Source organism: Dehalococcoidales bacterium (assembly GCA_041652735.1).
Lineage (GTDB): Bacteria > Chloroflexota > Dehalococcoidia > Dehalococcoidales > RBG-16-60-22 > RBG-13-51-18.
Genome location: JBAZGT010000020.1, coordinates 1 through 18,624, shown reverse-complemented (window position 1 = coordinate 18,624; position 18,624 = coordinate 1). Strand labels below are relative to the sequence as shown.

Sequence of the window (18,624 nt, the reverse complement as noted above, 5' to 3'; positions counted from 1 at the left end):
GCATATGAAGGTACTGTATATCAGCGGCTACCCCCTGAGTGAAAAAGTCAGCGGTTCCCTGGTGCATGCCGCTAAAATGGCGGAGTACGTCGCCGCTATGGATGGCACGGAAGTACACGTCATTACCATGGGTACCCGCCACGGCTTTTTTCAACAGGGTAGGGTAAACGTGCATACCGTCGCCCGCTCGTGGCTGTTGAACCCCTGCCTTTTCCCCCTCGCCCTCCGCAAAATTAAAAACATCGCCGCCGCTGTTAAGCCGGACGTGATTCATGGCATGAGGGGCTTTCCTTACCCCAGTATCGTCCTTTCCCTCCGGAAGAAGTACCCCGTAGTGCTGTCCCTGTTCAGCCTCCCCCAGAAAGAGCTGTTTTTTGATAAAAGCCCGACAGCTATGCTGTCCCGGCTCTTTCTGGACATCCCCGCTATCAAGTACGCTATTCCCCGCCTCCCCCATATCATCGTCCAGACGCGCTTCATGGCCGGCCTTATTGAGCATGACACTAAAGCCAAAATCCATATTATCCCGGAGGGCATTGAGTGCGACCGACTCCGCGCGCTGGCCGCGCTGAAGCCCCCCGCCTCTCCCCCGGATATCTTTATCGCCGTGAGTTTCCGCAAGCTCAAGGGCATCGACGTTTTACTCGACGCCGTGCCGGCGGTGCTTAAGTCCGTCCCCGGCCTTCAGGTATGTATCGGCGGGGCGGGGGGGGGAGACGCCAAACTGAAAAACCAGGTCAAAGAGCTTGGCCTGGCGGAGCACGTCACCTTCCCCGGCTTTATCACCGATGAAGCCGTCCGTTACGGCTGGTACGGCGCCTGCAAAATCGTGGCGGTGCCGTCCCGTTGGGACAACGAGCCTTTCGCCGCGCTGGACGGCGCCGCCCTGGGCAAGCCGGTTATCGCCTCGGCGGCGGCCAACGCCTCGGTGGTCGTGGACGGCCGGACGGGCTTTGTGGTGCCGTCGGAGGACGTTGCCGCGCTGTCTGACCGCATTGTCACTCTTTTGACGGACGACCGCCTGCGGGCGGAGATGGGCCGGGCTATCACCCAAAAGGTTAAAGAGTATGATTGGCCGGTTATCGCCGGTAAAACGGCGGACGTCTACCGTGAGGCAATCGCAGATTTTCAGCAAAACAGGGGTAAAAAATAAGCCCGGAATATTGACGGCTGGCAGGAAATAATACAGGTTGACAGCTAATGTCCGCTGGCGGTAAAGTGAGACCATAACAGGGGGTGCGTATGAGAATGCTTATTACCGGCGGGGCCGGGTTCGTCGGCAGCCATCTGTGTGAGAAGTACACTAAGGAAAAACATACCGTCCTGTGCCTGGATAATTTCATGAGCGGCAACCTGACCAATGTCCGGCATTTGCTGGATTATCGTAATTTCAAGCTGGTCAAGGGTGATATCCGCGATTATGACCTGCTGGAAAAAATCATGCGGGATGTGGAGGTGGTCTTTCACCTGGCGGCCCAGGTGCACGTGGACCGCTCTTACATCGAGCCCCGCCTCACCTGGGAAGTGAACGTCATGGGCACCCAGAACGTGCTGGAAATCGCCCGCCTTCACGATGCCTCCAAGGTGATTTATGCCTCTACCAGTGAGGTCTATGGCTCCGCCCAGTACGTTCCCATCGACGAAAAGCACCCGCTCGATGCCCCCCACCCCTACGGCGCTTCCAAGGTGGCCGCCGACCGCATGTGCCACGCCTATAACCGCACCTACGGCATGAATATCGCTATCATGCGCCTGTTCAATATCTTCGGGCCGCACCAGCGCGACCTCGGCTACGGCGGCGTTATTTCCATCTTCGCCCGCCGCGTGCTGACCGGCATGCCGCCCATGATTTACGGCGACGGCTCCCAGAGCCGCGACTACACCTATATCGCCGACGCCGTCCGCGCTTATGACCTGGTTTTGAATTACAATGAGCCGCTTCCTGGGCCGGTCAACTTCGGCAGCGGCAAGGACGTCACTATTACTGATTTGGCTAACCGCATCATCGCCCAGTGCGGCAAGGGTGACGTTATGAAGCCGGTGCATGTTTCCCCCCGGATTGGCGAGGTGAACCGCCTCATCGCCGATGCCTCCAAAGCTAAAAAGCTCCTGGGCTGGCAGCCGGAATACGGGCTGGAGCAGGGCCTGGCCGAGTTTCTCGACTGGTATAAACAGTACGGCGTGGAGGAAAGGATAAAAATTGACTGACACGCAGGCTGTTCCCCGGGCGACGCTTAAGAAAATGTACGCCGCCATGCTCCGCATCCGCCGTTTTGAGGAGAAGGTGGCCCGGCTCATATCACTTAACGAGATTATCTGCCCCTGTCATCTGTATATCGGCCAGGAGGCCGTCGCCGCCGGCGTCTGTGCTAACCTGCGTCAGGACGACTGGGTTTTCAGCACTCACCGCAGTCATGGCCATTATATCGCCAAGGGCGGTGGGCTTAAAGGACTGATGGCGGAGCTTTACGGCAAAGCTGACGGCTGTTCCGGCGGCTACGGCGGCTCCATGCACCTGGCCGCGCCGGAAATCGGCCTGCCCGGCAGCTCGGCTATCGTGGCGGGCACGGTGCCCCTGGCGGCCGGGGCGGCCCTGGCTTTCAGTCTGCAAAAGAAGGATAGTGTGGCCGTGGCTTTCTTCGGGGACGGCGCCGTGGACGAGGGCGTCTGGTACGAGACGCTTAACTTCGCCTCGCTTAAAAAGCTGCCCGTCATTTTTATCTGTGAGAACAATCTCTATTCCACCCACATGCCCCTGTCCGCCTGCTTGGCGGATACCGCCATCGCTAAAAAGGCCGCCGCTTTCGGTATGCCGGGGGTGTGTATCGACGGCAATAACGCTTTCGAGGTCTATAACACGACCCAAAAAGCCGTCGCTGACGCCCGGCGCGGTAAAGGCCCGGCGCTTATCGAGTGCCTTACCTACCGCTGGCTGGGGCATGTCGGCCCTAATGATGATCTGGACAAGGGCCTGCGCGGTAAAAAGGAAGTGCGGGCCTGGATGCGAAAAGACCCTGTAAATAGACTGGAAACAGAGTTGCTGAAACAGCGGGTTATTTCCCCCGATTATAAAGATAAACTGGCTCGGGAAATAGACGCTGAAATAGCCGCCGCTTACGCTTTCGCTCAAGCCGCCCCCTACCCGGATGTTAAGCAGGCGGTCGGCCGGGTATTTAAGTAAACGGATTTTATGATGCGGACACTATCTTACGCGCAAGCCATCCGTGAAGCCCTGGAGCAAATGCTCCGGGAAGATGAAAAGGTCTTCCTGATAGGCCAGGGCGTTACCAGCCCCTGGTACGTGGGCGCCACCACCACCGGGCTGGTGGACCGCTTTGGTTCGGAGCGGGTGATAGACACCCCCGTCTCGGAAAGCGGCATTACTGGGATGGCGGTGGGCGCGGCGCTGGCTGGGATGCGGCCGGTGCTGGTGCACCCGCGGCTGGACTTTATGTATTACGCCATGGACCAGCTCGCCAATCACGCCGCCAACTGGCATTATATGTTCGGCGGGCAGTTAAGTGTCCCCCTGACCGTCTGGGGCATTATCAACCGGGGCGGGGAGCAGGCGGCCCAGCACTCTCAGGCCTTGCAGGCGGTGTTCATGCACCTGCCCGGCCTCAAGGTGGTCATGCCCTCCACGCCGTATGACGCCAAGGGGTTGCTTATCGCCGCTATCAAGGATGATAACCCGGTTGTCTTTATCGATGACCGCTGGCTTTACGACCTCTCCGGGGAGGTGCCGGAGGAAATCTATAACGTGCCCCTCGGTAAGGGGATAGTGAGGAAGCGGGGCGCGGACATTACTATCGTTTCTATTTCCTATATGGCTACGGAAGCCCTGGCCGCCGCGGCGATATTAACAAAGCGGCACATCGGCGCCGAGGTTATTGACCTCCGCTCGCTCAAGCCCCTGGACGAAGCCATTATTCTGAAATCTGTGAAAAAGACCGGCCGGCTGATCGTAGCCGACGGCGGCTGGAAGACCGGCGGCATCGGCGCGGAAATCGTTTCCCGCGTCGCGGAAAAAGCCATGATTTATCTTAAGGCCCCGCCCCGCCGTGTTGCCCTGCCGGATACCCCCGCCCCCGCCAGCCGGGTGCTGGAAGAGTGCTATTACCCCAAAGCCAGAGACATCGTGGCCGCCGCCGCTGCCATTATGCAGGAGGGACAATGAGCTATCGCGTGCCCTTCGTGAATTACCCGGAGCATTACCGCCGCATCTGGGACGAGACCATGGCGGCTTTGACCGACGTCCTCACTCACGGCGACCTTATTATGCGCGCCCATCTCAGGGAGTTTGAGGAGAGTATCGCGGCCATGTCCGGCTCCAAATACGCGGTGGGGCTGAACAGCGGCACGGACGCTATCTGGCTTTCGCTCGTCGCCGCCGGCATCAAGACCGGCGATGAGGTCATCACCGTGGCCCATACCTTCGTGGCGACGGCGGCGGTTATCGTTCACTGCGGCGCTAGACCTGTCCTGATTGACGTTGGCGACGACTATAATATGGATGTTAGCCGGCTTGAAGCGGCCATCACCCCCAGGACCAGGGCCGTCATTCCCGTCCATTTGAACGGCCGACTCTGTGAAATGGACAGGTTGATGGAGATTGCCGGTAAGCATAAGCTGATAGTCATAGAAGATGCGGCCCAGGCGCTCAACGCCGCCTTTGACGGTAAAAAGTCCGGCTCTTTCGGCCTTACCGGCTGCTTCAGCCTTTACCCGGCCAAGCTGCTGGGCGCCGCCGGCGATGGCGGCATCGTCGTTACCGACGATGAAAATATCGCCCAAAAAATCCGCCTCCTCCGCGACCATTGTGTGGAGCGCGCCACCGGCGATATCCTCGGCTACGGCTTTAATAGCCGTCTGGACAATCTCCAGGCCGCCCTGCTTAACGTTAAGCTCAAGTACCTCCCCGCCTGGATTGAGCGCCGGCGGGAAATAGCGGCAAGATACCAGCATGGCCTCGGCGGCATTCCCGGCCTGTCTTTACCCCCGCCCCCCGCCGCCGGGCGTTATTATGATGTGTTTACCAACTACGCCGTCCTCTCCGATAACCGTGACGGGCTGGTGTCCCATCTCACGGAAAGCGGCGTGGAGACTATTATTTCCTGGCCTAAGCCGATGCACCGCCACCCGGCGCTGGGGCTGGGTCATTTCCGCCTCCCCCGCACCGAGAAAATCTCCCGGGAGGTGGTGTCTTTACCCTTGTATCCTGAGTTGAGCGATGCTCAGGCTGACTTCGTTATCGGGTCGGTGCGTAAATTTTATCGGGTATGAATCATGGGGATAAGGCAATCGCTGGGGCGCTTTTTAAGGAGTAAGTCCGGGCCGGGCCGCTGGCTCGGTGACTTGTACCTGGCTTTGCACCCCGTCCGCCTTCGGGAGCTGTTTATCGGCACCCGCGCCCGGGAAAAACAGTGGGCGGACCGCCACCTGCGCCGCGGTAATGATTGGCGCAGCACCCGCCACGTCGGTTCCCCTGACGAGTGGGTGATGGGCTACTGGGACTCCCGGCAGCACAGCCACCGCCGCTTTCTGGTGGAGAGCATCGCCGCCCGCTCTCCTTTTGATAGCGTCCTGGAAATCGGCTGTAACTGCGCCCCCAACCTGTACCTGCTGGCTCAAAGGTTTCCCGGAGCGGCGCTGACCGGTATTGATATCAATACCGGGGCCATAGAAAAGGGGCGGGAAATGTTGTCGGCGGAGGGCGTTGCCAATGTTAACCTGCTGGTCGCTCGCGCTGACGAGTTGGCGCAGTTCCCGGATAAAAGCTTTGACGTTGTTTTCACGGATGCCGTTTTGATCTATATAGGGCCGGATAAAATCGATAAGGTGATGGAGCAGTTGGTGCGTATTACCCGTAAAGCGCTGATCATGCTGGAAATGCAGCCCGGCAGGGGTGAAAAGTCGGGGGCCGCCGGGGTCTATAAGCTGGGCCTCTGGCTGCGGGACTACCCGGCCCTGTTGCGGCGCTATCTTCCCGCGGCCCGCATTAAGGTCACCCCGGTGACCGTGGAAATGTGGCCTAAACCTGAATGGCTCCGGGCGGGCGCTATTATTGAAGCTGATTTGGCAGATACGGGGCAATCATGAAAAAAATGCTGGTTATCGGTTTTTTGTGGCCATACCACCGGCGCGCCGGCGCCCGGCTGGGCGGCCTGCTCAAGTACCTTTGGGAGTTTGGCTGGGAGCCGGTGCTGCTTACCGCCCCGCTGGAAAATAAGCCGTCCATCCCCTTCAAAGTTATCGAGGTGCCTTACAAGTATGGTCTGGATTCTTGGCTTAAACTATTACGCTTCAACCAGAACGCCAGCGCCAGCGTCCGCGAGCAGGCTAAACGGCGTATCGGGGGAGCATCCGGGAAGTCTTTCCGGGGGAAATTGCTGGACTTCGCTTTTACCCGCGCCCTGGAAGTTATTGACTATCCTGATTTGGAAAAAGACTGGATAAAACCGGCTCTGGAGATATGTGAACAGCTTTGGCCAAAGGAAAATTTCCTGGCGGTAATCAGCAGTTCGCCGCCGGTGACCGGCCATATCATCGCTAAAAAGCTCAAGATAAAATACGGTGTCCCCTGGATTGCCGACCTTCCCCACCTCTGGTCGCAGAACAACTCCTACGCTTACAGCCCGCCCCGCCGCCTGGTGGACCGGATGCTGGAGCTTAAGACTCTGGCCCCGGCGGACTATCTGACCACTACTTCCGGGCCGCTGGCATACAAGCTGGAAAGCCTGCACCGGGATAAAACAGTGTTCAGCATCACCCACGGCTTCGACCCCGAAACGCTGAACAGCCCGCCGGGCAAACTGGCGGATAAGTTCACTGTCACCTATACCGGCGGTTTCCATCCCCAGTTCCGGACGCCCGTTCCGCTTTTGGCCGCCCTGCAAAGCTTGCTCGCGAGAAGGGCGATGGAGCGGGAAAGGGTGGCGGTGCGGTTCTACGGGCCGGAGGAAAGCTGGATAGAAAACGAGATTGAGCAGCGCGGCCTCTCCGGGGTGGTGCGGCAGTTGGGTCGCGTTCCCATGCCGGAGGCCCAGGCCAGACAGCGGGAATCGCAGTTGCTCTATAACCCTAAGTGGGACGACCCTAAAGAGCCGGGTATTCATTCGCTCAAGCTATTGGAATACCTCGCCGCCCGCCGGCCGGTGCTGGCTACCGGCAAATTTTCAGACGTCGCGGACGATTTGCTGGCGGAGACCGGCGCTGGTGTTTATGCCGCGGACGCCGCCGCTATCGAACGGTCTTTGACCGCGGCTTATCGGGAATATATGCAAAGGGGCGCGGTGGCCTGGCACGGTAACGAGGCGAAAATCGCCGGCTACAGCCAGCGGGAGATGGCCCATAAATTTGCCCGGATACTCGATTCGCTGACCTGAAGGATAAGCGTTGATGTCGAGAGCACTGAAAAATCTGAGCGGTAACTGGTTTTTCTGGTTCCTGATATTCCTGGCCGTAACCGACCTGTCCATGCTGCTGGATGTCCCCGTGCTGCGGCAGGTGCTGGTCTTCATTCTGCTGGGCGTCATGCCCGGCTGGCTTGTCCTCCGCCTGTTGCGCCCCGCCGCCCTGGGCCTCCCGGAAAAAGCCGTGCTGTCCGTCGGACTGAGCGTTATCGTGGTGTGCCTGGCGGCGTTGCTTATCAACGCGGTGTATCCCCGGTTCGGCTATCACACGCCGCTCTCCGCGGATTCCCTGGTTATTTCTTTTAACGTGCTGCTTCTGGTGCTGGCGGCGCTGGCTTATTTCCTCCGCGGCGGCGCTTTGCCTCCCCTCGCCGGTTTCCGGCTGAACTTGAGTGAAAAGGCTTTTCTGCTGCTGCCCGCTTTTTTCCCGCTGCTCGGCATCATCGGCATACGCCTGATGAACACTGGGGATAATAATGTTCTCCTGCTGGCACTGCTGTTTCTGGTTATTCTCTGCGTCCTGTTTCTCTGGATATTCCGTCACCGGGTGCCGCCGCGGGTATTCCCCCTCGTCGTCATGCTGATTAGCGTCTCCCTGCTGCTTGTCATCACCCTGCGCGACCATCATATCATGGGTGTGGACATTCACCGCGAGTACTACCTGGCGCAAATGGCCGCTGACGCTCAAGTGTGGCACGTCGTTCCCGGCGACCAACTTTCTTCCTGTCTGGTCACATCTTTGATGCCGGCGGTCTATCAGCCGCTCGTGAACATGGACCCGGAATATTTGTTCGGTCTGCTCCACCTTTTTACCGCGGTCTTTACGCCTCTGGTGGTGTTTATCATCGCCCGCAAGTACCTCGGTGACGCCGGCGCTTTTCTGGCCGCCTTTTTCTTCATCGCCCAGGAAAATTTCCTGGCTATCGGCGGCGGCCGCGTGGATTACGCCGTCTTTTTCTTCGCTTTGCTCATCATGTCCCTGTTCCATGAAAGGCTTTCCGGTTTTCACCAGAAATTGCTGTTTATCTGCTGTTCAACCGGCCTGATTATTTCCCACTATTCCGCCGCCTTCATCGCCCTCTTTATCATCGTCTTTGCCTGGCTGTTGGCGTTAGTCTTTAAAGCGGTGGCCTCCCGCTGGAAAAAGCTGCGCTATGCCTCCGGCGGGCTTACCTTCGGCCTGGTCGCTATCTTTGTGGTGCTGCTTTTTTTGTGGGACAGCCAGCTTACCCATACGGCCTTTACCGGCGCCGTGGAGTTTGCCCGGCTCGTTTTCCGGAACCTTTACAATATGTTCATCCTGGAGTCGCGCAGCACCTGGGTGGCTTCGGCTTTCGGCGTTGGCCTGGGTGCCAAGGGTGTGCCGCATCAAATCGAGTTCGTCGCCGCCTGGCTGACCATCGCCCTCATAGCTGTCGGCGTCTTGCTGGTCCTGCTGCGGCATCGCCGCACGTTAGTTGAGATTGGTCCGAACGCCCCCCCCGGCGTTTCCCTCGTCCATCGGGTTGAGCTTTCTTTACTGGCGATGGCGCTGGCCGGGGTGGTCATTATGGCGGCGGCTTTGGTGCTGCCGGCCGTTTCCATCGGCTATGACATCGGCCGCGTGTACTACCAGATGATGCCTTTGATGTCCGCCTTCTTTATCATCGGCGGGATGAATGTCGGCGCGTTGCTCCGGGACCGGCGCGTTCAGGCTCTGCTTTTGCTGGTGCTGGTGGTTTACTTCGCCTGTACCAGCGGCCTCACCTACCAGCTCTCCGGCTATCCGCGGAGCCTGGTGCTGAACTCCCGGGGCGATTATTTTGCGGCCTACTTCGTCCACGAGCAGGACTCCCGCGCCGCCCAATGGCTCGGCGGGAACAGGGTGGTGTCGGACGCCATCTATACCGGTTACCGGGGCATGTTGCTGGTCAGCCAGGGAAAAATACCGCAGTCTGCCCTCAACCGTAACCTGGTGGAAACTTACCTGGAGAACCGCCCCGTCACCGGCTATGTTTTCCTGCGCTATGAGAATTACGTCAACGGCGGCATCGTGGCTAAAGACGGCGTAGTATATGACCTGGCGCAATACCCGGATTTACTCTCCGGCAAGAGCCGGATATACGTTTCCAATGGGGCGGCGGTTTACCGTTAGCCGGCCCCCGTCAAACGTGGTCGGAGTCGCCCATGGTGAAATGCCAGCGGCAATTTCCGCTAAGGACGCGGCGCCCCAGCTCGTTGTTATAGCTGATAATCACCTGTCGCGCCCGTCTTATGAATCCGGCCCGCCGCAGCAGCCGGTCGTAAAATCCCCCCGCCACCCCGTAAGCCGTGACCAGGGCGACTTTGTCCTTTTTAAAATCGGTTACTGCCTCGGCCAGCAGCGACCGGAAAATGCGAGGGTCGTCCTCCCGGGTGAGGAAATCGCACAGGTATCCGGTCGGCAGGTTGCCGCCGTGGAATTTCGTCACCATGTATCCCGTGATTTCCCCGTTCCGGTTGCGCGCCAGGTATATCCGGTATTTGTCCGGGCTGTTGACGTACCTCCAGGTTAGGAAGTCTCTATCGCGTATCACGGCCGCGTCGTAACTGGACATAACGTGTCGCCAGACCGTCTCGATGTCCTCGGGGAAAGCCGGTTCCAGCCTTACTACGACGGCGTTTTTTACCCCGCCGGTGCTCATTCTGAACACAGTTTGATAGTAGAGTTTCACCGCCGGCGCCAGCACCGCGGCGAGTAGCGCCGGGAGCTTTGTTTTCAAGACCGGCGCGGGATTGAGCAGCAGCGCCAGTCCCCGCACGTTCACCGGGATTTGTGAGTAGTCCAGTTTGCGCTCGTACCCCAGCAGAGAAACTTCATTGGGCAGCCCGAAGATGTAGTCCAGCCTGGTGTCTATTCCTTGCTCTCTTTTGGCGGCGGCGAACAGCCCCGTAAAAATGCCCCGCCGCTGGTACCCCGGGTGCGTAAAGGTATCCCCGGTCTCCGCCCCCGCCGCTTCCTTGCCCAGTATCCGCATCCGTTTCGGTACCATGCTCTTCATGCCCACCACCGTGGTCCCGTCCTCCGCCAGGTACATCTCACCCGGCATAAAGGGGTTTTGTAAGGTCTTCCACTCGTAGTACTCCGGCCCGGAGGAGCGCCCTGTCTCGTGCTCCCCCCAGAATTCCTTGCGGAACCGGGAGATACGCGGCAGGTCCGCCTTTTCCGCTTTGCGGTAAGTTAGCTCTTCTGTCATCGCTGCCTCCTCCGTAAAAACTTTACCGCCGCCCCCGGCCACCATACCCAGTCGTAGCCGCCTTCCACCCGCCGCCGGAACGCCGCCGTTGAGTCGAGGCCTGTCATGGGCACCCGCTTCAGCGCCAGGAAGTCGCTTTTCACGGTGTTGTTGGCGCCCTCGTTGGTCAGCGCGGCGCGGTAGCCGGCCTTTTTCACCAGGTTTTTTACCGTATCGTTGTAGTCGCTGTGGGGATAGCTAAAGCACACCACCGGTTTTCCCAGTATATCTTCGAGTCGTTTTTTAGAGGCGGTCAGTTCCTCCGCGACTTCGTCCGGGCTCAGTCGCGTCAGGTAGCGGTGGTTTTTGGTGTGGGAGCCGAAGCACGCGCCGCGGGCGCTCATTTCCCGGATGTCGCCGCCGGTCAGCGGCAGCCAGTACTGCCGGTTGGCTTGGCTGTGGGTGATGGATTTTTCTCCGAGCTTGAGCCAGTGGAATATCCTGTCGCTGTCGATGTAATCGGTGACCGGCAGAAAGGTGCCCCGGAAACCGTACTTTTCCAGGATGGGGAGCGCGATGAGCAGGTTGTCCCGGTAGCCGTCGTCGAAGGTGATGATGATGCTTTTAGGGGGTGGCGCCGTGTTTTTATCTCTGTATTCGATAAACTGCTCCGGCGTGATGACGTTATAGCCCTTTTGACTCAGCCACGCCATCTGCCGGTCGAACACGACCGGATTGATGTTGAGCGACTCCATGATATCGCCGGTAGGGGGCAAATCGCAAACGCGGTGATAGCTTAATATGCGCACCTTGTTCCTGGTCCACACCCGCGCTGCCGGATTTAGTATTATGCTGATTAAATTAATTACGCTGCGCAACACTCTCTTACCGCTTTAATTGAGTAGTTTTCTCGCTTTCCCCCTCCCCCCACCGATTATTAAATAATATACTCTTTCGCCCGTTTTATGCCAAGCCCCGGTTTTTTTGTATTATTTGCCTTTGTATTTTCATCTCTATTTATTGCCCCCGCTCTGTCAACGGAGAGGGGGTTAAGGGGGAGAGGTTAAGAATAGAGAGGTAAGAATGGCAAAACATGCACCGCAACTAAACGCAAAAGTAACCTTTTTTACTTTAGTGATATACGGTCTTGCCGCCATCTCCGCGGGCCGCGTTGGCACGTTTGCCTAAAAACAGTCTCTGTGTATATACTGATATAACTATTTTTCATCGTATTGTCGGAGGGGAATCTGGCCACCTCTTACCGTAAATCAGCCATAGATACCATTTTCGTGGGCGCGGCTACGCTGGTGCAATTCCTGTTCGGACTGTTTATCATGCCCCTGATAAGCAAGACGATGGGCGCCCAGGGCTATGGCATATGGTCGCAGGCCACCGCCACCGTCAGCCTCATTCTGTCCGTCACCAACCTCGGGCTGGGTACCGCTTTGGTGAGGTTTTTAGCGTCGGAGAAAAGCCGGGAAGAAATCCGGGAGGGGTTTTACTCGGTCATCATTACGCTTTTCGCCGTTAATCTGATTGCGGCGCTGCTGGTCTTCGTCTTCGCCGGTCCCCTCGCGGATAACTTTTTCAACGGCGCTGTTCTGGTGGTCCGGCTCACCGGCGCTATGGTAATCCTGGTTACCCTGGTGGAAAATTGCCTGCTCCTCATCCGCACCTTCCAGCAGGTGAAAATGCTCTCCGCTTTCATGGCCGCGGAGACCGCTCTCTTTACCGCGCTGGTCGCCTTTTTCGTTTTCCGGGGCTACGGGATTACCTGGGTTGTCCTGGCTTACATATCCGTCAAGACGCTGGAATTTATCGTGCTGTTTTTCCTGATAAGGTCGAAAATCGGCCTCAAGTGGCCGCGCTTTTCCCGCCTCCGGGAGTTTTTAAGCTTCGGCCTGCCCCTGGCCCCCCGGGGTCTGGCTTACTGGCTGATTAATATTAACGACCGCTATATCATCAGCTATGTTTTAGGGGCTACCTCGCTGGGCATCTACGCGGCGGGCTACAATCTGGGCAATATCCCCTATTCCGTAACCACCATACTCTCCTTCGTGCTGATGGCCACGCTGCCCCAGCTTTATGACCAGGGCAGAATCGACGAGGTTAAGACCCACCTGCGCTTTAACCTGAAGTATTTTCTGGCTATCGCCATTCCCTTCCTTTTTGGTGCCGCCGTCCTCGGCGAATCGGTGCTGCGGCTGTTCAGCACTCAGGAGATTGCCGCCGGGGGCCATTTCGTTACCCCGCTGGTGGCGCTGGCGGTGACGCTTTTGGGCGTTCACAACATCATGTGGAATATCCTGCTGCTGGTGAAAAAGACAAGGGTGCTGGTTATCATCTGGGGTATCGCCGCCGCTCTGAATGTCGGGCTTAACCTGTTGCTGGTGCCGTCCGTCGGCATCATCGGCGCCCCCGTTTCGGCGCTGGTCGCCTACGCTCTGGCGCTGGGCGCGGTAAGCTATTACGCCCGCAAAGAGCTGACCTTCCCCATCGACTGGTCATTCATACTGAAAAGCATTGCCGCGTCGCTGGTCATGTCGGCGGCGGTCTGGCCCCTGCGCTCCACGAGCCTCCTGGGCACGTTTTTCACCGTGCTGGCCGGCGTGGCGGTTTACGGGGTGGTTTTGGTCCTGCTGCGGGGGTTCAGCCGGTCGGAGTTCAAGTTCTTCTGGGGACTGTTAAAGCGGACTACTTAGCCGCCTCTTACCTCTGCAGGCTCCAGTAGTTGAACCCCGCCTTGCGCGCCGCGGCGGGCGTAAACAGCCCGCGCACGTCAATCAATACCGGCCGGGCGCTCATGATGCCTTTCAGGCTGGCAATGGCTATCGTCTTGAAAGCGTCGTGCGCCACCGCCACAATCACGCCGTCATAGCCGGCCAGGCCTTTCAGCGATTTTACGGCTTTGATGCCGAAATCTTTGGCGACATTTTCCAGCAGGGGGTCGTAGCCGGTGATATCCACGCCGAACTCTTTCAGCTCGTCGATTATTTCCCTTACCGGCGTCTCCCGTATGTCCGGCACGTTCTCTTTATAGGTCAGTCCCATTATCAGCACTCTGGAGCCTTTCAGCACCTTGTCCATGTTGTTCAGCGCTTTAATGGTCATTTCCGCGATGTACTTGGGCATGTAGTCGTTAATCGCCCGCCCCGCCGGGATAACCTGGGCGTGGTAGCCCAGCTCCTTGGCTTTGTACACCAGGTAGTATGGGTCGACCGGTATGCAGTGCCCCCCCACCAGCCCCGGGGAAAACCGCACGAAGTTCCACTTGGTCACCGCGGCGTCCAGCACGTCGCTGGTGCTCAGTCCCATCTTTTTGAAAATCAGCGTTAGCTCGTTCATCAGCGCGATGTTCAGGTCCCGTTGTGTGTTCTCGATGACCTTGGCGGCTTCCGCTGTCTTGATGTCCGTGGCCTTGAAAACGTCTTTGGCTATCCTGCCGTAAAGCGCCGCCGCCCTTTCCGTGGTCTCTTTGTCCATGCCGGCCACCACCTTGGTGATGGCGTTCACCCCATGCAGCTTGTCGCCGGGGTTGACCCTCTCCGGGGAGTACCCTATTTTAAAGTCCGTTCCGCACTTGAGGCCGGACTCCTTTTCCAGTATCGGCTTGACGATTTCCTCGGTGACGCCGGGATAAACGGTGGACTCCAGTATCACCGTGCTGCCCTTTTTCATGTGCTGGCCGGCTGTGGTGGCCGCCGACTCCACATAAGACAGGTCCGGGTCTTTGGATTTGGTGACCGGCGTGGGCACGCAGATGATTATGAAGTCGGCGCTGCTTATCGCTTCCGCTTTGCTGGTGTAGACCAGGTTACTGTTACGGTTGTTTTCTTGCAGCGACTTTATTTTCTTCACGTCCGTGTCGTAGCCCGTTACTTTTAAGCTCCCGGCGAACGCCTCCGCCAGCGGCAGTCCCACGTATCCCAGGCCGATTACACAGACTGCTGCTTTATCCAGGCTGCTTTTCATACCCGCTCCTCGTCAGTTCTTTCAGGCCGTTCTCGAAGGTGTATTCCGGTTTGTACCCGAAGCCGGCGGCTTTGCTGATGTCCGCCACGCTGTGTTTGATGTCCCCCGCCCGCGGCGGCTTGTATATTGGCTCCAGGTCGCTCCCGGCCGTTTCCAGCAACCGCCGGGCCAGCGCGTTGATGCTGATGCCCTGCCCCGCGCTGATGTTGTACACGCCTTCGGCGTCGCTCTCGGCGGCCAGGATGTTCGCTCTCACTACGTCCTTGATGTAGGTAAAGTCCCGCGTCTGCTCGCCGTCGCCGTAAATCACCGGCGCCTTCCCTGCGGCGATGTTTTTCCTGAAAGTCGGTATTACCGCCGCGTACTGCGAGTTCTCCGCCTGCCTTGTCCCGTACACGTTGAAGTACCGCAGGCTGACCGTCTTTAGCCCGAACGACTTCCCGAAGACGCTGCAGTAATACTCCGCCGCCAGCTTGGTCGCGGCGTAGGGGGAAAGGGGTTGGGGCGTCATGTCCTCTCGTTTGGGCAGGGTGGGCGTCTCTCCGTAAACGGAAGAGGAGGATGCGTTGACTACTTTTTTGACCTTGTTTTGGCTGGCCGCCAGCAGCACGTTCAGCGTGCCGGTGATATTGACTTCGTGGGAGGCCTGGGGGTTATCGATGCTCCGCGGCACGCTGGGAATGGCGGCCTCGTGAAAAACGTATGCGGCGTCTTTAAAGGCTTCCTGGAGCAGGGGCTGGTCGGTAATGCTCCCCTGTATGAACTCTATTCTTTTCTCTTTTATCAGCCCGTCTATATTGGCCAGCTTCCCCGTGGACAGGTTGTCTATGACCACCACCCGGTAGCCTCTTCCGGCCAGCTCTTCGGCCAGGTGGGAGCCGATGAACCCGGCCCCGCCGGTGACAACTACCTTTTTCATGGTTGTTTGTCCTCAATACTGGATAGACAGTGGGACATGCTTTGTTACAGGAATGGTAACATAGCTCATGTTCGTAGGTCAACGTGACGTCCCCTGCGCCGTCATTGCCCGCAGCCCCCGTTCCATCGGCGAAGCGCGGCAATCTCACCCCCCGCCTTTTCCCCCATCCATCGCCTCCCCTCTTATCCCCCTAACCATCCCGCTGTTTACCCGTCATTCCCGACCTGATCGGGAATCCAGGTACTCCGCCTTGGCCTAATCAAGGGTTGATGCAAAAAATAGAGGAAATGTTGTCATCCCGGCACATTCACTTCGTTCAGTGTAAACTCCTGCTGGAATCCACTCCCAACCTGTCCCTATTTTGGGGTATTGACGTCCCTCCTTCGTAAGGAGGGATAAGAGGGAGATTTTACTCCCGCCATTCCAACGCAAGCCAAAGCTCAATCAATCGCCTCCCTCCCTGCCGGCGGGGAAAGGCTTGTCCGCCGAAGCTTTAGCGTAGGTGGGGATAAGAGGAAGAAGGGTAAGCCCCATCACCCCCCGTCATCCCGTACTTGATACGGGCTCCAGTTATTCCGGCTTGTTTTAGTTGGAAAGTAAAGGGAGAATACGACTGTTATTCCCGGCCTTAGAAACACCGTTCCCGGACTTCCTCAATCAATCGCCTCCCTCCCTGCCAGCGGGGAGAGGGATAAGAGGGAAAGGGGTTCGTCCAATCCATCGCCTCCCTTTCGTAAAGGGAGATAAGAGAGGGTTTTTCCCCTTTCCCTTACTTTATAACGTGCTCTTCCACCAGCCACATGCTGCTCTTGACGCCCATGGCGCAGAAGTTGGCCGCGTCCTCCATCAGCTCCTTGGAGTCGTGCACCATTGCCAGGCTCTTCTTCCAGGCCTCAATGTCGTCGTACCACATCTCCACCACGCCGTCGCCGTCGTATTCCATGCCCGGTACTTCCACCAGGTGGTTCTGCACGTACCTCCGCACGTTGGGGATGAGCTTGGCCGCCAGCGGCCCGTGTTTGTGCAGCCAGTAGTCGTTGTACTCCGCGCGGGTCATGCCCGGTTTGCGGTGCGCCACTACGATAGACTTAATCACTCTTTGCCTCCTTAAAACTCCTTTATATTCAAAGCTATTCTACTCTTCTGACCGCCGGTACGAAAATGGCAAAGTACAGCGATAGCGCCACCAGCAGCATCGCCATGCTGCCCAGCACCCATTGCACCGGCAGCACCGCCGCCATTATCCCCACCAGGAAGGTGCCCAGGCTCATTACCCCCCATTGCATGTTGACGATGCTCATTACCCGCCCCATGTAAGCGTCCTCCGTGTAGGTCTGGAGCAATACGCTGCCGATGGTGTTGCGGAACGCCTGGCACAGCCCCACCAAGAAGATGACCACCAGTGACAGCCCCCAGACGGCAGAGAAAGAAAACACCGCCAGCGCCGCCCCCGCCAGGACGCCGCTCCCCAGCAGCATCAGCCCGCGCTTTTTCCCCGGTAGTGCCGCCAGTAAAAGCGACCCCGCCAGGGCGCCGCCGCCGCACACGCCGTTAAGTATCCCGCTCCCCGCCGCCCCGGTATGCAGTATCTCCTCCACGTAAACGGGTATGAACTGCTGGTAGGGCATGGATAGCACCACGATTATCAGCGTAAAGGCCAGTATCTGTAGAATCAGCGGGTTCTTGCCGATGTACTGGAAACCCTTCTGCATTTCCCGCAGGATGTTGCCGGTGCCGGTGATTATCCTCGTCCGGGCGGGGATAAATATCATGATACTGGCGGCGCAGAGGTAAAGCCCGGCCATGGTGAAATAAGCGGCTTGGTAGTTGGCGTCGGCGATGATGAACCCGGCAATCGGCGGCGCTATCAGGTTCACGGCGTTCATGCCCGTGGTATTCAGGGCGATGGCGTTCATCAGTTTGTCGCGGTTGATGATTTCCGGGATGATGGCCATCAACGCGGGCATCATCATCCCCATGATGGCCCCCTGCACCGTGGAGGTGCCCAGCAGGATAAACCAGGAGCTGGGGTTGTCTTTATTGAGGACGCCGGTAACCAGGACCAGGGCGACCGTCGTCGAAACCGCCGCCGACCCGATAAGCCCCCCGATGAGTATTTTTTTCTTCTGTAGTCTGTCCGCGAAAGCCCCCCCGAATACGGAAACGCCCAGCATCGGCGCGGCGCTTACCAGCGATATCATGCCCAGCCATTCCGTTTTGCCGGTGAGATAGAAAATCAAAAGGGGACTGCTGACAATCTGCATGCTCATGGCGGCGTAATGGGCCAGCGTCCCGAAGAAGTACAGCCGGTAACCCGGGTTTTGCAGTGAGCTCAATAGCTTTAAAGTGAAGGCGGACGGTCCGTTCCTGGCGGGTCCACTTGAACTCACGCGACTCTCCCTGACGTTATATCAAAAGTATACTGTAAAACGGGTACATTGTACCCCACGCGGCCCGGCGTGGCAATTAAATCCCGCATACCAAAAAGTGTCCCCCTTTCCCCCACCCATCCCGGTGCAAGCTTGCCCCGTACCGCGATACGGGGTCGGGATCCAGGTACTCCCGGCTTGGTTCAATTACCGGGTGTAATAGAAAAAACCAGAGATACGTCACTCCAGCCCAGGCTTTAGTTCGAGTATAACCGAGTACTGGAATCCACTTACCGGGCAGGTATTATTCGGGGTAATTCGTCCCCCTTGTTAAAGTCGAAGATTCCGTATGAGGCAGAATCGGAAGAGGAGAGAGGAGGATTTCGCTCCTTTCCTTACCCCCGTCATCCCGTACTAGATACGGGATCCAGGTACTCCCGCCTTGCTTTATTTATCGGGTAAAACAGGAAAATCTAAAGGTATGTCTTTCCAGCACGTTCACTTCGTTCAGTGTAAACTCCTGCTGGAATCCACTCCCAACCTGTCCCTATTTTGGGGTATTGACGTCCCTCCTTCGTAAGGAGGGATAAGAGGGAGATTTTACTCCCGCCATTCCAACGCAAGCCAAAGCCAATCAATGTGCAAACTGGGACATAGGTTACACTTTAGACCGGGGACATAGGTAACACTTTTCCTTTGGTTTCATCTAGTAAACCAAGCTTTAAGAAACTGAACCAGACTTCCCAGACTGTGTCTGT

15 protein-coding genes are annotated in these 18,624 nt (G+C 57.8%); 9 read left to right on the top strand and 6 right to left on the bottom strand.

Annotated features, from left to right (window positions below; genetic code table 11):
- Positions 1-4: 4 nt before the first annotated feature.
- The 8 genes from WC370_08005 (at position 5) to WC370_07970 (ending at position 9,546) form a co-directional block, all read left to right on the top strand.
- Entirely contained in the window at positions 5-1,153 is a 1,149-nt protein-coding gene (locus WC370_08005; GenBank protein ID MFA5309407.1) for a glycosyltransferase family 4 protein, read from the top strand.
- Positions 1,154-1,242: 89 nt separating this feature from the next.
- The gene (locus WC370_08000) at positions 1,243-2,208 is read left to right on the top strand and encodes a GDP-mannose 4,6-dehydratase (protein ID MFA5309406.1); all 966 of its coding nucleotides are present in this window, start codon (positions 1,243-1,245) and stop codon (positions 2,206-2,208) included.
- On the top strand, positions 2,201-3,181 hold the full coding sequence (locus tag WC370_07995; GenBank protein MFA5309405.1) for a thiamine pyrophosphate-dependent dehydrogenase E1 component subunit alpha: 981 nt from the start codon (positions 2,201-2,203) through the stop codon (positions 3,179-3,181). The genes WC370_08000 and WC370_07995 overlap by 8 nt, the downstream gene beginning before the upstream one ends.
- 9 nt (positions 3,182-3,190) lie before the next feature.
- Complete coding sequence (locus WC370_07990) at positions 3,191-4,177, top strand: pyruvate dehydrogenase complex E1 component subunit beta (GenBank protein MFA5309404.1); 987 nt, start codon at positions 3,191-3,193, stop codon at positions 4,175-4,177.
- The gene (locus WC370_07985) at positions 4,174-5,283 is read left to right on the top strand and encodes a DegT/DnrJ/EryC1/StrS family aminotransferase (protein MFA5309403.1); all 1,110 of its coding nucleotides are present in this window, start codon (positions 4,174-4,176) and stop codon (positions 5,281-5,283) included. Before WC370_07990 ends, WC370_07985 begins: the two co-directional genes overlap by 4 nt.
- 3 nt (positions 5,284-5,286) lie before the next feature.
- Positions 5,287-6,099: a class I SAM-dependent methyltransferase gene (locus WC370_07980; GenBank protein ID MFA5309402.1), complete on the top strand. Its 813-nt coding sequence runs from the start codon at positions 5,287-5,289 to the stop codon at positions 6,097-6,099.
- Positions 6,096-7,385 (top strand): glycosyltransferase, encoded by a 1,290-nt coding sequence (locus WC370_07975; GenBank protein ID MFA5309401.1) that lies wholly within the window; start codon positions 6,096-6,098, stop codon positions 7,383-7,385. The genes WC370_07980 and WC370_07975 overlap by 4 nt, the downstream gene beginning before the upstream one ends.
- Before the next feature lie 13 nt (positions 7,386-7,398).
- The gene (locus WC370_07970) at positions 7,399-9,546 is read left to right on the top strand and encodes a DUF2206 domain-containing protein (GenBank protein MFA5309400.1); all 2,148 of its coding nucleotides are present in this window, start codon (positions 7,399-7,401) and stop codon (positions 9,544-9,546) included.
- Positions 9,547-9,556: 10 nt separating this feature from the next.
- Here the strand turns inward: WC370_07970 and WC370_07965 are convergent, their stop codons facing one another.
- Together WC370_07965 and WC370_07960 are read right to left on the bottom strand one after the other, a co-directional pair.
- On the bottom strand, positions 9,557-10,627 hold the full coding sequence (locus tag WC370_07965; GenBank protein ID MFA5309399.1) for a GNAT family N-acetyltransferase: 1,071 nt from the start codon (positions 10,625-10,627) through the stop codon (positions 9,557-9,559).
- Complete coding sequence (locus WC370_07960) at positions 10,624-11,433, bottom strand: polysaccharide deacetylase family protein (protein ID MFA5309398.1); 810 nt, start codon at positions 11,431-11,433, stop codon at positions 10,624-10,626. The genes WC370_07965 and WC370_07960 overlap by 4 nt, the downstream gene beginning before the upstream one ends.
- 405 nt (positions 11,434-11,838) lie before the next feature.
- Here WC370_07960 and WC370_07955 point away from each other — a divergent pair, with 405 nt between their 5' ends.
- On the top strand, positions 11,839-13,308 hold the full coding sequence (locus WC370_07955) for an oligosaccharide flippase family protein (GenBank protein MFA5309397.1): 1,470 nt from the start codon (positions 11,839-11,841) through the stop codon (positions 13,306-13,308).
- 7 nt (positions 13,309-13,315) lie between these two features.
- On the opposite strand, the gene WC370_07950 is transcribed toward WC370_07955, so the two are convergent.
- From WC370_07950 to WC370_07935, 4 genes are all read right to left on the bottom strand, one after another.
- Complete coding sequence (locus WC370_07950; GenBank protein ID MFA5309396.1) at positions 13,316-14,578, bottom strand: nucleotide sugar dehydrogenase; 1,263 nt, start codon at positions 14,576-14,578, stop codon at positions 13,316-13,318.
- Positions 14,559-15,497 (bottom strand): SDR family oxidoreductase, encoded by a 939-nt coding sequence (locus tag WC370_07945; protein MFA5309395.1) that lies wholly within the window; start codon positions 15,495-15,497, stop codon positions 14,559-14,561. The genes WC370_07950 and WC370_07945 overlap by 20 nt, the downstream gene beginning before the upstream one ends.
- A 769-nt stretch (positions 15,498-16,266) precedes the next feature.
- Positions 16,267-16,593, bottom strand: coding sequence for an EthD domain-containing protein (locus WC370_07940; GenBank protein ID MFA5309394.1), 327 nt, complete (start codon positions 16,591-16,593; stop codon positions 16,267-16,269).
- A 34-nt stretch (positions 16,594-16,627) separates the two neighbouring features.
- Positions 16,628-17,887, bottom strand: a complete 1,260-nt coding sequence (locus tag WC370_07935; GenBank protein ID MFA5309393.1) for an MFS transporter — start codon at positions 17,885-17,887, stop codon at positions 16,628-16,630.
- Positions 17,888-18,624 lie beyond the last annotated feature (737 nt).